General features: G+C 69.1%; 17 protein-coding genes. 8 read left to right on the forward strand and 9 right to left on the reverse strand.

From position 1 onward, the window contains the following. The 7 genes from FHR97_RS17875 to FHR97_RS17905 all read right to left on the reverse strand — a co-directional run bounded on the left by FHR97_RS17875 (position 1) and on the right by FHR97_RS17905 (position 5383). Entirely contained in the window at positions 1-588 is a 588-nt protein-coding gene (locus tag FHR97_RS17875; protein WP_183385157.1) for an NAD(P)H-dependent oxidoreductase, read from the reverse strand. Between the two features lie 81 nt (positions 589-669). Next, entirely contained in the window at positions 670-1890 is a 1221-nt protein-coding gene (locus tag FHR97_RS20655; RefSeq protein WP_183385158.1) for a diguanylate cyclase, read from the reverse strand. Between the two features lie 78 nt (positions 1891-1968). Then, a complete protein-coding gene (gene yejK, locus FHR97_RS17885; RefSeq protein ID WP_183385159.1) occupies positions 1969-2973 on the reverse strand; it encodes a nucleoid-associated protein YejK in 1005 nt (334 codons plus the stop codon). A gap of 68 nt (positions 2974-3041) precedes the next feature. Then, the gene (locus tag FHR97_RS17890) at positions 3042-3803 is read right to left on the reverse strand and encodes an ABC transporter permease (RefSeq protein ID WP_183385160.1); all 762 of its coding nucleotides are present in this window, start codon (positions 3801-3803) and stop codon (positions 3042-3044) included. Continuing rightward, positions 3800-4744 carry an ABC transporter ATP-binding protein gene (locus tag FHR97_RS17895; protein WP_183385161.1) on the reverse strand — a complete coding sequence of 315 codons (945 nt, stop codon included), beginning with the start codon at positions 4742-4744 and terminating at the stop codon, positions 3800-3802. The genes FHR97_RS17890 and FHR97_RS17895 overlap by 4 nt, the downstream gene beginning before the upstream one ends. After that, positions 4737-4943: a DUF6494 family protein gene (locus FHR97_RS17900; RefSeq protein WP_183385162.1), complete on the reverse strand. Its 207-nt coding sequence runs from the start codon at positions 4941-4943 to the stop codon at positions 4737-4739. Before FHR97_RS17900 ends, FHR97_RS17895 begins: the two co-directional genes overlap by 8 nt. Before the next feature lie 161 nt (positions 4944-5104). Beyond that, a complete protein-coding gene (locus FHR97_RS17905; RefSeq protein WP_183385163.1) occupies positions 5105-5383 on the reverse strand; it encodes a peptidylprolyl isomerase in 279 nt (92 codons plus the stop codon). Between the two features lie 128 nt (positions 5384-5511). Here FHR97_RS17905 and FHR97_RS17910 point away from each other — a divergent pair, with 128 nt between their 5' ends. Next, the gene (locus FHR97_RS17910) at positions 5512-5970 is read left to right on the forward strand and encodes an HIT family protein (RefSeq protein WP_183385164.1); all 459 of its coding nucleotides are present in this window, start codon (positions 5512-5514) and stop codon (positions 5968-5970) included. A gap of 200 nt (positions 5971-6170) precedes the next feature. Continuing rightward, on the forward strand, positions 6171-6797 hold the full coding sequence (locus tag FHR97_RS17915; protein ID WP_183385165.1) for a cell wall hydrolase: 627 nt from the start codon (positions 6171-6173) through the stop codon (positions 6795-6797). Here the strand turns inward: FHR97_RS17915 and FHR97_RS17920 are convergent. After that, complete coding sequence (locus FHR97_RS17920; RefSeq protein WP_183385166.1) at positions 6794-7702, reverse strand: LysR substrate-binding domain-containing protein; 909 nt, start codon at positions 7700-7702, stop codon at positions 6794-6796. The two genes, FHR97_RS17915 and FHR97_RS17920, sit on opposite strands and share 4 nt — an antisense overlap. Before the next feature lie 122 nt (positions 7703-7824). Between FHR97_RS17920 and FHR97_RS17925 the strand changes: the two genes are divergently transcribed. The 4 genes from FHR97_RS17925 to FHR97_RS17940 all read left to right on the forward strand — a co-directional run bounded on the left by FHR97_RS17925 (position 7825) and on the right by FHR97_RS17940 (position 11057). Continuing rightward, entirely contained in the window at positions 7825-8694 is an 870-nt protein-coding gene (locus tag FHR97_RS17925) for a pirin family protein (RefSeq protein ID WP_183385167.1), read from the forward strand. Between the two features lie 76 nt (positions 8695-8770). Continuing rightward, a complete protein-coding gene (gene ycaC / locus FHR97_RS17930) occupies positions 8771-9394 on the forward strand; it encodes an isochorismate family cysteine hydrolase YcaC (protein ID WP_183385168.1) in 624 nt (207 codons plus the stop codon). Positions 9395-9497: 103 nt separating this feature from the next. Then, a complete protein-coding gene (locus FHR97_RS17935) occupies positions 9498-10439 on the forward strand; it encodes a pirin family protein (RefSeq protein WP_183385169.1) in 942 nt (313 codons plus the stop codon). A 36-nt stretch (positions 10440-10475) separates the two neighbouring features. Then, the gene (locus FHR97_RS17940; protein WP_183385170.1) at positions 10476-11057 is read left to right on the forward strand and encodes an antibiotic biosynthesis monooxygenase; all 582 of its coding nucleotides are present in this window, start codon (positions 10476-10478) and stop codon (positions 11055-11057) included. Here the strand turns inward: FHR97_RS17940 and FHR97_RS17945 are convergent. Beyond that, positions 11054-11719 carry a DUF1826 domain-containing protein gene (locus FHR97_RS17945; protein WP_343065626.1) on the reverse strand — a complete coding sequence of 222 codons (666 nt, stop codon included), beginning with the start codon at positions 11717-11719 and terminating at the stop codon, positions 11054-11056. The genes FHR97_RS17940 and FHR97_RS17945 overlap by 4 nt on opposite strands. 121 nt (positions 11720-11840) lie before the next feature. Between FHR97_RS17945 and FHR97_RS17950 the strand changes: the two genes are divergently transcribed. After that, positions 11841-12272 (forward strand): TraR/DksA family transcriptional regulator, encoded by a 432-nt coding sequence (locus FHR97_RS17950; RefSeq protein ID WP_183385171.1) that lies wholly within the window; start codon positions 11841-11843, stop codon positions 12270-12272. Between the two features lie 67 nt (positions 12273-12339). Beyond that, a complete protein-coding gene (folE2, locus tag FHR97_RS17955) occupies positions 12340-13248 on the forward strand; it encodes a GTP cyclohydrolase FolE2 (RefSeq protein WP_183385172.1) in 909 nt (302 codons plus the stop codon). Positions 13249-13292 lie beyond the last annotated feature (44 nt).

Genomic DNA, 13292 nt, shown 5'->3' on the forward strand with positions numbered 1-13292 from the left:
CTACATGGCCTTCGTGCCGAGCCGTCGCAGCCTGTCGAGCCAGCGCTGGCGGGCGCGGGTCTCCAGCCCCTCCACCGACCCGATCAGCGTCTCGCGGACCGGGGCGAAGCCGACGAAGCCCAGCACGTTACGCTCCAGCGCCCTCACGCTATGGGCCCGGTAGACATGGCGATAGATCGCCGCCGGCATGCCCATGGTGACGACCACCCGCGCCGAGCGCCCCGTGAGTCCCTTGCGCCCCAGGGGATTGCCCGCCTCGTACTCGAAGGCGAAGTGGGGGCGCATCACCTGCTCCAGGAAGGCCTTGACCAGCGCCGGCATGTCGCCGAGCCACAGGGGGAAGACGAGCACCAGGTGGTCGCACCAGGCGATATTCTGCTGCACCGCCTCGAGGCTCTCGGGGAGGCGTCCTTCCTTCCAGTCCTCGGCACTGCGCAGCAGGGGAAAATCCAGGCGGGTGAGGACCGCCTGGCGGACCTCGTGGCCGGCCTCCCGGGCACCGGCAGCGTAGTGCTCGGCCAGGGCGTGGCAGAGGTGGGGCGCCGCCGGGTCGGGGTGGCCCTGAAGGAGCAGGATGCGGCGGGGCATGGCGGGGCTCCGGTTGGCAACGAGGTGCTATCAGCATAGCCCGTCGCGGCGGCGACCCGCCGTCATCCCGGCGTCGCTCGCTCAGCCATCCACCGCCGCCAGCCCGGGTTCCTCCCGCTCGTCGGCCAGCACCACGGTGTTGCGGCCGCGGGCCTTGCCGCGATACAGCGCCTGGTCGGCGCGCTTCAGCACCGGGGCCAGGGTCGTCTCGCCGGGCGCCAGCCGGGCGATGCCGATGGTCACGCTCAACCGGCGAGGAATGCCCGGGTCGGGGTGGGGCAGCTCGGCGATGCAGCCGCGCAAGCGTTCGGCCACTTCCCGGGCGGCGGCCAGGTCGGCACCGGGCAGGGCGATGACGAATTCCTCGCCGCCGAAACGCCCGATGAAATCGACCCCGCGGAGGTATTCGCGCAGGCGGGTCGCCACCTGGGTCAGTACCAGGTCGCCCACCGAGTGGCCATGCTGGTCGTTGATGGCCTTGAAGCGGTCGATATCGACCATGCAGAAGCTCAGTGGCGAGCCATGGCGAAGGGCGCGACGCAGTTCCTGGTCGGCACGCTCGAAGAAGCGCCGACGGTTGTCGAGGCCGGTGAGCTCATCGGTGCCGGCCATTTGGCGAAGCCGCTCCTCGAGGTGCAGGTGATCGCCGATCTCGTTTCTCAGCCGCTCGTTGAAGGCGTGCTCGTCGAGCAGCGAGGCGTACTGCTCGCGCTGCAGGCGCGCCAGGCGCCGGGCGGTGATCAGCCCCACGGTGTTGGCGAACAGCAGCACGACCGCCTGGATGAGGGTGACGCCGGCGGGCACCGCGGCCCAGATCACCATCGCCGACAGGAAGCCCAGGCTCAGCAGCAGGCTGGCCGTGATCATCCAGGGCAGGCGGTTGGGCACGAAGAGGTAGAGGGCCATCACGGCGACGGCCGTGGCGGGGGCATGGATGCCGATGGATTCCGCGCGCAGGGGCACGATCAGGATGATCACCAGGCAGCCGAGCCAGAGCACCGGGTTGAGGGGCAGGAAGCGAAACACCCGGGCGGGTTGCCGGCGCACGGCGAGGCAGGTCAGCAGGCAGGCGATCGCCACCAGCACGCGCAGGGTCAAGAGCAGGAAGAAGGTCGGCGATGCGCCGAGCAGGGCATAGTCGGCCAGGCCCAGCAGGGTGAACAGCAGGGCGATGACCAGCAGCGCGGTCTGCAGCTGGCCGGCGGTACGGGGCAGCACGGAACGCCGATAGTCGGCTTCCAGCCGAGCATCGGTAAACTCCGCGGTCCACGGCGTCAGGGCATGACGGTCGGGTGCAATCACGGCGAGGTGGCTCCAGGAGACCCCTTTCGACAGACTAGCCCGGCTCGGCGTCCCTGGCGATACGCGGATGCGGACGCGTCACTCCTGGCGCCGCTTGAGCTGGTCACGCAGCCCGTTGGGCACCTTCTTGATGATCAGGCGATCCTGCTCCTCGTCGTACTCCACGGCGGCCCCCAGCAGGTGGGAGTCGAAGCTGATCGACACGCCCGCCGCGCGCCCGGTGAAGCGCCGGAACGCCTTGAGGGTGCGCTTGTCCGGCGGGATCTCCGGGGCCAGGCCATAGTCGCTGTTGCGGATGTGATCGAAGAAGGCCTTGGGCTGCTGCTCGTCGACCAGTTCGGAGAGTTCCTCCAGGGTGATCGGCTCGCCACGGCTCGCCTGGTCACTGGCGTAGTCGATCAGGGCGTCGGTCTTCTCGCGGCTCGCCTCCTCGGGCAGGTCCTCCTGCTCCACGTAGTCGCTGAAGGCCTTGAGCAGGGTGCGAGTCTCCTGGGTGGCATCGACCTGCTCCCGTGCTCCCAGCACCTCGGCGAAGCCCTCGGCCAGCTTCCTGCCGCCGCGGTCCCGTGTCCAGGACAGGTAGGGATGCGAGGACGAGCCGCCCTGCCACTGGCCGATGTCGAGCCGGGCGGCCAGCGTCATCTGGGTCAGGTTGAGCTGGTGGCTCGGCACCACCTCCAGCGTCTCGCTGATGCCGAAGCCCTGGCGATGGTGCAGCAGCGCCATGATCAGGTAGCGGGCCTCGCCCTGGCGGTGGTCGATGACCAGGAAGTGGCCGCCCACCGGCAGGTGAGCATCGATCAGCGGGGCGAGGCGCTCGGCCAGCGCCCGGGTCAGCTCGGCGAAGTCGAGGCCGTCTTCCAGGTAGCGGGCCAGCGCGACGGGAAAGGGGCCGGCGGCCTCCGCGTCGTCGGCGAAGCGGCCCCAGGTCTTGGTCTTGGCGTGGTAGGCGTCGCCCAGCCTGGCGAGCAGGTCGTCGAGCGCCGGGGAGGCGGCCAGTTCCGCCTGGGCGGGCGCGAGACGCGCCGGCGTCTCGCCGTCGCCCTTGTCGATGCGGTGGATGATGCTGTGCAGGATCGGCATGGGGGACCTCGCGACTCGCGGTGGAAAGGCGGCGATGATACCGCAGCCACCCCGGGCTCGGCTGCCCCTCAGGGCTTGAGGCGATAGCCGGTGCGGAAGATCCAGCTGACCACCGCCAGCGAGACCGCCAGGAACAGCGCGATCATGCCCAGGCTCGCCCAGATGCTGACGTCGCCCAGGCCGTAGAAGCTCCAGCGGAAGCCGCTGACCAGGTAGACCACCGGGTTGGCCAGCGTCACCGCCTGCCAGAAGGGCGGCAGCATGTCGATGGAGTAGAAGGTGCCGCCGAGGAAGGTCAGCGGGGTGATCACCAGCAGGGGGACCAGTTGCAGCTTCTCGAAGCCGTCGGCCCAGATGCCGATGATGAAGCCGAGCAGGCTGAAGGTCAGCGCCGTGAGCACCAGGAACAGCAGCATCACCAGCGGGTGGGCGATGGAGAAGGGCACGAAGAGGCTGGCCGTGCCGAGCACGATCAACCCCAGGAGCACCGACTTGGTGGCCGCCGCGCCGACGAAGCCGAGCACCACCTCGAAGTACGAGATGGGGGCGGAGAGGATCTCGTAGATCGACCCCGAGAAGCGCGGGAAGAAGATCCCGAAGGAGGCATTGGAAACGCTCTGGGTCAGCAGCATCAGCATGATCAGGCCGGGCACGATGAAGGCCCCGTAGCTGACGCCGTCCACCTCGCTGATGCGGGTGCCGATGGCCGCGCCGAACACCACGAAGTACAGCGAGGTGGAGATCACCGGCGAGACGATGCTCTGCAGCACCGTACGCAGGCTGCGGGCCATCTCCGCGAGGTAGATGGTCTTCACGGACTGCAGGTTCATGCGCTCTCCCTGACCAGGTTGACGAAGATTTCCTCCAGCGAGCTCTGTCGGGTGTGGAGGTCCTTGAAGCGGATGCCGGCGGCATCGAGGTCGGCCAGCAGCTCGGCGATGCCGGCCTGGTCGTCCTCGCCGTTGTGGCGGCCGTCGTAGGTGTAGACCAGCGCATGGCCGTCATCGGCCAGTGTCAGCCGATGGCCGTTCAGGGCGGCGGGCACCCGCGAGATCGGCTCGCGCAGGTGCAGCGTCAGTTCCTTGCGGCCGAGCTCGCGCATCAGCTCGCGCTTGTCCTCCACCAGCACCAGCGAGCCGCCGCGGATCACCCCGATGCGGTCGGCCATCTCCTCCGCCTCCTCGATGTAGTGGGTGGTCAGGATGATGGTCACCCCGCTGTCGCGCAGGCCCCGCACCACCTCCCACATGTCGCGGCGCAGCTCGACATCGACGCCGGCGGTGGGCTCGTCGAGAAACAGGATCTCGGGCTCGTGGGCCAGGGCCTTGGCGATCAGCACCCGGCGCTTCATGCCGCCGGAGAGGGTGATCAGTCGGTTGCGGCGCTTGTCCCAGAGCGACAGCGAGCGCAGCACCTTCTCGATATGGGCGGGATCCCTCGGCTTGCCGAACAGCCCGCGGCTGAAGCTCACCGTGTCCCAGACCGTGGAGAAGGCCTCGCTGGTCAGTTCCTGGGGGACCAGGCCGATGCGTTCCCGGGCGCGGCGGAAGTCGCGGACGTTGTCGTGGCCATCCACCAGCACGCGGCCCTGGCTGGCATTGACCAGGCCACAGATCACGCTGATCAGGGTCGTCTTGCCGGCGCCGTTGGGGCCGAGCAGGGCGAAGATCTCGCCGCGACGAATCTCGAGGTCCACATCGCTGAGCGCCTGGAACCCGCTGTCATAGGTCTTCGACAGGTCCTCGACGTGGATCACGGTGTCCTCACTCAAGCTCGATATCTCCCTGGAACGTCACCTTCAGTTCGAGCCCGGCCACCTCCAGCGTCACGCTGGCCGGCAGCGACTCGTCGCCCGCCAGTCGCCCCTCGGCCAGCGCCTGGGCCACGGCCTCCTCGATGTGCTGCTGGGACTGTACCCCGACGGTCTTGAGCAGCTTGCGGATGCTGTGATGGAAGGTCTCGTCATTCATCGTGATCTCCTCATGGAGTGAATCCTTCCCCATCCTAGCGCGGCTGGCGCCATGGAACATCGCCCACCAAAGACGAAAGCCGCGGTGGTGGCCCACACGCGGCTTTCGTCGGTCAGGGTGCTCCCCGGAGGACGCCGGGGATCGCGCGTCCTCGCCGCGGATCAGGTGCGGCTGGTGACCTCCAGCAGGTGGTAGCCGAACTGGGTCTTCACGGGACCCTGGACCTTGTTGAGCTCAGCGGAGAACACGACCTTGTCGAACTCCGGCACCATCTGGCCCGGGCCGAAGCTGCCGAGATCGCCGCCCTGCTGGCCGGACGGGCACTGGGAATGTTCGCGGGCGACCTCGGCGAAGTCGCGGCCGCCTTCGATCTCGGCCTTGAGGGCCTGGCACTGTTGTTCGCTGCTGACCAGGATGTGACGGGCGGATGCCTGAGCCATGGGAATCTCCTCGATGGGGCATGGTAGGGTGGGGGTGAGGGGACAAGGATACCACGCCGGCCCCGCGGTGGGACGCCACAACGGCGCGCTTGGCCGCGCTGATCAGCCGGCTCAAGGAGGAACCACCCATGAGCTGCATCTTCTGTGACATCGTCGCGGGGCGCTCGCCCTGTCATCGGGTATGGGAAGACGAGGCGCACCTGGCCTTCCTCTCCATCTACCCCAATACGCCGGGCTTCACCGTGGTGATTCCCAAGGCCCACCACTCGAGCTATGCCTTCGCCCAGCCGGACGAAGTGCTGTGCCAATTGATGCTCGCCACCAAGCGCGTGGCCCTGCTGCTGGACCGGGCGCTGGAAGGCGTCGCCCGCACCGGCATGTTCTTCGAGGGCTACGGTGTCGATCACCTGCACGGCAAGCTGTTCCCCATGCATGGCACGGGCAGCGACCCGACCTTCCAGGCCGTGGAGTCGCGGGTGGACAAGTACTTCACGCGCTACGAGGGCTACCTGTCCTCCCACGATTACCGCCGGGCCGACGACGAGCGGCTCGCCGCACTCGCCGCGCATATTCGCTCCTTCGACTAGCCTCCTGGCCCCCTTGGCTCGCTCCCTGGCGGCGCCCGCCATGGCCGGCTTCAGGCTACACTGAGACGGTATCGACTCGCCCTGCGGGGCGGCGCGATAGGTCTCGCCAGCCGCTGTCCGGGCCCGCCGACCCGGGTGTCGTCGGCGTCCCGGCGACTGTCGAGGGAGTTGGCCCGGCGAGAGACGCCCGGAGACATGGCATGCGCCAGTCTTGGCGGTTCTTCGTGTGTTGGCTGGCCGCCTGCCTGCTGGTGTCCCTGGCCATGGCGGACGAGTCTGCTGAGCCGGCCGAGGCGGCCGAGCGCAAGGCGGCGGAGCTGGAGCAGAGCGCCGTGGAGGCGGGCGAGGATGGCCCCGCCACGCCGGCCGATGCCATCGAGAAGCCGGAGGCCCAGGCGGTCGACCCGGGCGGTGAAGCGCCGCTGGACGATGCCATCACCTGCCTGGCCCGCAGCATCTACTGGGAAGCCCGGGGCGAGGCGCTCGCCGACATGGAGGCCGTGGCCAATGTGGTGATGAACCGTCTCGCCCACGAGGGCTTTCCCGACACGGTCTGCGGTGTGGTCAGGCAGGGGGCCGAGCAGGGCGCCTGCCAGTTCTCCTGGTGGTGTGACGGCCGTGTGGACGAGGCCGAAGAAGACGCCGCCTATGCGGCGGCCAAGGAGATCGCCCGGCGCGCCCTCAACCAGCAGCTCAGCGACCGCACCGACGGCGCCCTCTACTTCCACCATCGCTCGGTGCTCCCTCCCTGGGCGGCGGAATACGCCAAGACCGTCGACGTCGGCGGCTTCGCCTTCTACCGGCCCCGCGGTGGGGGCTCTCACTAGAGGGTGAAATCCTCCTCGGCGATCTCCACGGCGAGGAAGTCCAGCAGCGCCCGCACCGAGGGCAGCAGGCAGCGCCGGGAGGGAAAGACGGCATGCAGGATGCCGCCGCGGGGCGCCCACCCCGGCAGCACGTCCACCAGCCGGCCGGCCTGGAGGTCGCGCCCGGCGACCAGCAGGCCCAGCTTGACCACGCCCATCCCGGCCAGGGCCGCCTCATGCAGCGTCTCGGCGCTGTCCGTCACCAGGCGCGGCCGGTGGTGGACCTGGGCGGTGGCACCGTCGGGGCCCACCAGGTCCCAGGCGTGCTGCTTGTGGTATTGCTCGAAATCCAGGCTGGGCAGCCGGCACAGGTCGGCGGGCGTGCGGGGGCGCGGACGGTCCGCGAACAGGCCGGGGGCCGCCACCAGCCGCTGGGGGCTGCGCGACAGGACCTTCATGGTCAGGTCGCTGTCCTCCAGGGGCGGGAAGCGGATGCGGATCGCCATGTCGAAGCCTTCCCTGACCACGTCGACGCGCCGGCTGGTGGCCTCGACCTGCACCTCCACCTTCGGACACCGGGCCATGAAGCGAACCAGCAGGGGGGTGATCAGGTAATGCAGCACGCTGGGGGAGCAGCTCAGCCGTACGGTGCCCTGCGGCTCGGCGCGGTGGCGCGCGATCAGTTCCTCGGCGGCCTCCGCTTCCACCAGCATCGCCACGCAGTGGCGGTAGTAGGCCTGGCCGAGCTCGGTCACCGAGACATGCCGCGTCGAGCGCTGGAGCAGTCGGGTCCCCAATCGTTCCTCCAGTTGGCCGATGCGCCGGCTCAGCTTGGACTTGGGAATGCCCAGGGCCCGGCCGGCGGGCGCGAACCCTCCGTGATCCACCACCTGAACGAAGTAGTAGAGGTCGTTGAGGTCCCGCATCGATTGTCCTGTGAGTGGAACGGTCCGTCTGAATTCTACCATCTACTGTGGGCGGCGTTCCTTTTCTAGGCTTGCTGCATCGGGGCCCACGTGCCCTCCCTGCCACACTCTGGAGCCCGACCATGAAACAGATCCAGGCGGTATACGGCGCCCCCCACGGCCACTGGGTCGGTGACGGCTTCCCCGTGCGTTCCCTGTTCACCTATGACCGCATGGGCGCCGAGCACCTCAGCCCCTTCCTGATGCTGGACCATGCCGGCCCCCACACCTTCAAGCCGGCCAGGCGGCCGCGCGGCGTGGGGCAGCATCTTCACCGGGGCTTCGAGACGGTGACCCTGGTCTACGAAGGGGAGCTCGAGCACCGCGATTCCACCGGCAGCGGCGGCAAGATCGGCGAGGGGGACGTGCAGTGGATGACCGCCGGGGCCGGCATCCTCCACGAGGAGTTCCACTCCCGAGCCTTCACCGAGCGAGGCGGCAGGCTGGAGATGGTGCAGCTCTGGGTCAACCTGCCGGCCCGGGACAAGGATACCCCGCCGGCCTACCAGACGCTGCTCGATGCCGACATTCCCAGCGTGCCGCTGGACGACGAGGCCGGCCGGGTGCGCGTGGTGGCGGGAAACTATCTTGGCCACGCGGGACCGGCCAGTACCTTCACGCCGATCAACCTGTGGGACCTCCGGCTGGCTTCGGGACGGGACGCCGTGCTGCCGGTGCCGGACGGCCATACCACCCTGCTGGTGGTGCTGGAGGGCACCGTCCAGGTCAATGGCGAGACCGTCGTGCGCGACGAGGCCGTGGTGAGCTTCGAGCGTCACGGCGAGGAGCTGCACCTCGAGGCCAACAACGGCGCCAAGCTGCTGCTGCTGAGCGGAGTACCCATCGAGGAGCCGGTCGTCGGCCACGGGCCCTTCGTGATGAACAGCGTGGAGGAGATCCACCAAGCCTTCGCCGACTTCCAGCGCGGGAAGTACGGCGCCCTGAACGACTAGCGGGGGGCTTCCGCTGGCGTGCTTACCCGGCAGCTGGGCTGCCGGGCCTTTCCAACCCGATGAAAGGAGTACCACCATGTCCTTTACCTACAACCGACTGGACAAGGATGACGTCGCCCTGTTGATGGTCGACCATCAGGCCGGCCTGCTGTCCCTGGTGCGCGACTACAGCCCGGACGAGTTCAAGAACAACGTCCTGGCGCTGGCGGATATCGCCAGGTTCTTCGATATCCCCACCATCCTCACCACTAGCTTCGAAACCGGCCCCAACGGCCCCATCGTGCCGGAGCTCAAGAAAACCTTCCCGCAGGCGCCATACTTCGCCCGTCCGGGCCAGATCAACGCCTGGGACAACGAGGAATTCGTCGCCGCCGTCAAGGCCACCGGCAAGAAGCAGCTGCTGATCGCCGGGGTGGTCACCGAGGTCTGCGTGGCCTTCCCGGCGCTCTCCGCCCTGGAGGAAGGCTTTGAAGTCTTCGTGGTCACCGATGCCTCCGGCACCTTCAACCCGATCACGCGGGACGCCGCCTGGGATCGCATGTCCCAGGCCGGTGCCCAACTGATGACCTGGTTCGGCGTCGGCTGCGAGCTGCATCGTGACTGGCGCAACGACATCGAAGGCTTCGGCGGCCTGCTGGCCGGCCACCTGCCGGCCTATGCCAACCTGATGCAGAGCTACGCCCAGCAGAGCCAGGGCTAAGCGCGGCCGGCTCGGTCCCGAGCGACGGTCCAGGGGGGCGCCTATGCTGAAGGTGGCCCCCTCGGGGCCGAGCCCCGTTCGCCCCCTTCGGAAGGAGATGCACATGAGCACACTCGTCGATGATCGCGACCTGGCCTCGTCGCTGGACTGCCCGGTCGTCGAGGGCAGGCGGCTGGTCCAGCACGTGACGCCGCGTACCGCCGATGTCGGCGGCATCCCCGTCAATCGGGTGCTACCGTCGCGGCAACGGCGCCTGGTGGGCGCCTGGTGTTTCCTCGATCATGCCGGCCCGGCCGTCTTCAAGGGCGACGCCCGTGGCCTGCGGGTCGGGCCCCATCCGCATATCGGCCTGCAGACCTTCACCTGGATGATCGCGGGCGAGGTGCTGCACCGCGACAGCCTGGGCAACCGGCAGGTGATCCGCCCCGGCCAGGTCAACCTGATGACCGCCGGACGCGGCATCAGCCACACCGAGGAATCGGTGTCCGGCGAGACCCGACTGCATGCCGCCCAGCTATGGATCGCCCTGCCCGAGGCCGACCGCCGCACCGACCCGCGCTTCGATCACTACCCGGATCTGCCGTCCTGGGAGGAGCAGGGCGTCGCCTTCACCCTGCTCACCGGCGAGTTCGCCGGCCGGCGGGCGCCGACCCTGGCCTTCTCGCCGCTGGTGGGGCTGGATCTGGCCAGCCGGGAGGCGAGCAGCCTGCGGCTGTCGCTGCGCCAGGACTTCGAGTACGGCGTGCTGCCCCTGGAGGGCGAGCTGGTCATCGAGGGCGACCGCTTCGCCCCCAACGAACTGGCCTATCTGGGCCGTGGCCGCGAGAGCGTCACCCTCGAGCTGTCCGAAGGCGGCCGGGCCATCCTGATCGGCGGCGAGCCGCTGGACGAGGAGATCCTCATCTGGTGGAACCTCGTCGGCCACAGCAAGGCCGAGATCGCCGAGGCGCAGCGGGACTGGGAAGCCGGCAGCGAGCGCTTCGGCCGCATTCCCGACTATGACGGGGAGCCCCTGATGCCGCCGCCGTTGCCCTGGCAGGCATAGCGAGACGCCAAGGTTCCCCACCGCGAAGGACAGCGCATGACCGAGCTCCACTCCGCAGCGTCATCGTCGTCGGGTGGCGATGGCGTCACCATTCGCATCCATCATCGGGTCCGCCCCGAGGCCAAGGACCGTTACGAGGCCTGGCTGCGCCGGATCATCGAGGTCGCCTCTCGTTATGCCGGCCACCAGGGCGTGCATATCCTCAGGCCTCCCGAGGGCGGCCAGGACTACGAGATCGCGGTGCGCTTCGCCTCCGAGGCCCAGGCGGAGCGCTGGCGCGTCTCCGATGACCGCCGCGAGCTGTTGGATGACATCCGCGATGCCCTGCAGCAGGAGGAGGCGGTCGAGATCCTCTCCGGCATCGACTACTGGTTCACGCCGCCGACGGCCACCAGCAAGCAGCCCGTGCGCTGGAAGCAGTGGCTGGTCACCACCGCGGTGATCTGGCCGCTGACCATACTGGTGCCGCTGCTCTGGCAGCCGGTCTTCTCCGTGTTCCCCCTGCTCGACACCTGGGGGCTGCGACACGGCATCGTCGCCGCCACCGTGGTGGCGCTGGTGGTCTACCTGGTCATGCCCCGGGTGGTGCGCCTGGTGGCCCACTGGATGTTCGACTAGGCGGGGTCGATGGTCAGCAGCAGCCGCGGTTGGCTCGACTCCATCGCCGGGCTGCGGTGCACCAGCCCTCGCCCCTCGTTGCCGATCCAGCCGCTGCCCTTGAGCAGGGCCACGTCGCCGGCCTCCAACCGCTGGATGGCGGCATCCGCGAGGACGATGTCCGGCTTGTCGGGGTGCGGTGCCCCGAGTCCGGCGCGGTCGACCGCCGTCTCGGGCAGCCACTCGCTGCCCGGGCCCAGGTAGGTGGTCACCAGGCGTACCGGCAGGTTGTCGCAATGGAAGCGCGGGCACATGGGCGCGTCCAGCCGGCGCAGCCGCAGGCCCACCTCATCGGTGTCGAACAGGAACGCCATGGCCTCGGCCAGGGTCTGGATGTCCTCCACCAGGGGGCCGCAGACAACGGGGCAGTGCAGCGCCTCCCTCAGCGCGGCACGCAAGGCGTCGCCGGGTTCGCCCCGCCAGGCGAAGGACAGGGGATGCCTGGCCTGCGTCTGGGCCAGGGCGCCGGCCAGCACATCGTAGGGTAGCGGACGGCGCAGCACGGCCAGGGTGATGGCGTCCTCGAAGATGCGCGGCAGCACCTCGATGCCGCCTCCCTCGGCCCAGTGAGTGGCCGCGGTGGGGGAAGCGGGAAGGGACGAGACGGCGGCGGTCATCGGCATCGGGAACTCCTCGGTGGCGTCACCGGAGCGACCGGGTGACTTGCATGTTTGATATGTTATAACGTATCTTTTTCGCCGTTTGAAGCCGCATCCCACCCCGCGGCTCAGGAGAGCCCCCGAGATGGCGTACAGCGCAGAGGAGCGTCGCCTGCTGGCGATGCCCGACGAGGCCTACATGGACGACGAGCAGCGGGCCTTCTTTCGGCGCCGTCTGCTCGACGAGCGCGGGATCATCGAGGCGCGCCTCCAGGAGGTGCGCGAGTCGATCGCCCACCATGAGCGTGGCGGCGATGAGCTCGATCAGGCCGCCAGTGAGGAAGAGATCCGCTTGTCGCTGCGTCAGGCGGATCGTGAGACACGCCTGTTGCGCAACATCGAGGCGGCACTGCGACGCCTCGACGAGGGCGAGTACGGCTTTTGCGAGGAAACGGGCCTGCCGATCGGCCTGGCCCGCTTGATGTTTCGTCCCACGGCGCGGCTCTGCGTCGAGGCCAAGGCGCGTCAGGAACAGCGGGAACACCATTATCACAAGGCGAGAGGAGACACCCGATGAGCCAGTCTCAGCCCCTGCCCGACCCCTTCGCCGACTTCGCTCCCCAGGTTGCCGAGGACCAGGACGCATGACGCATACCTCACTCATCGACATCGCCGAGGGCAGCGCCCATCAGCCCGCCCGCCTGGCCTGGGTCGGCATGGAGGGCATCGACCTGCCGCTGCAGGTGGCCGGGCAGCCCATGGCGGGGCGGGCCGATGCGGGCGTCAGCCTGGACGACCCCGGGGCCCGGGGCATCCACATGTCGCGGCTCTACCTGGCCCTCGAGCGCCTGGCGGGCCAGGACCTCACCCCGACCCGGTTGCGCGAGGTGCTGGCGCATTTCCTCGACAGCCACCACGGGCTCTCGCAGGGCGCCTTCCTCGATCTCCAGGGGGATGTCCTGCTGCGCCGGCCCGCCTTGGTCAGCCCCCTGGCGGGCTGGAAGGCCTACCCCCTGGTCGTCCGCAGCCGCCTCACCCATGAGGGGGTCGAGGCGCGGCTGGAGCTCGCCATCGGCTACTCCTCGACCTGTCCCTGCTCCGCGGCCCTGGCGCGCCAGCTCATTCAGGAAGGCTTCGACCGCGACTTCGCCGAGGGGCAGACCGTTGACCGCGAGGCCGTGCGGGCCTGGCTGGGCAGCGAGCAGGGCATCGTCGCCACGCCGCACAGCCAGCGCAGCCAGGCACATCTCCAGCTGCGGCTGGATCCCGAGACCGAGACCCTGCCCGTGGTCGAGGTCATCGACCGGGTGGAGAGCGCCCTGGGCACCGCCCTGCAGACGGCGGTCAAGCGGGTCGATGAGCAGGCCTTCGCCCTGGCCAACGGCCAGAACCTGATGTTCTGCGAGGACGCCGCCCGTCGGCTGGATCGCGTCCTGCGCGATCAGCCCGGCGTGATCGGCTTCCGGCTGCGGGTGGTGCACGCCGAGAGCCTGCACGCCCATGACGCCGTGGCGCGCAGCCAGTGGAACTGGCGCGAGGCAGGGTCGATCTGACGCCTCGCTCCACCGGCCGAGAGGGCGCGACGAGAAAGCCCGCC

This window comes from Halomonas stenophila, assembly GCF_014192275.1.
GTDB lineage: Bacteria > Pseudomonadota > Gammaproteobacteria > Pseudomonadales > Halomonadaceae > Halomonas > Halomonas stenophila.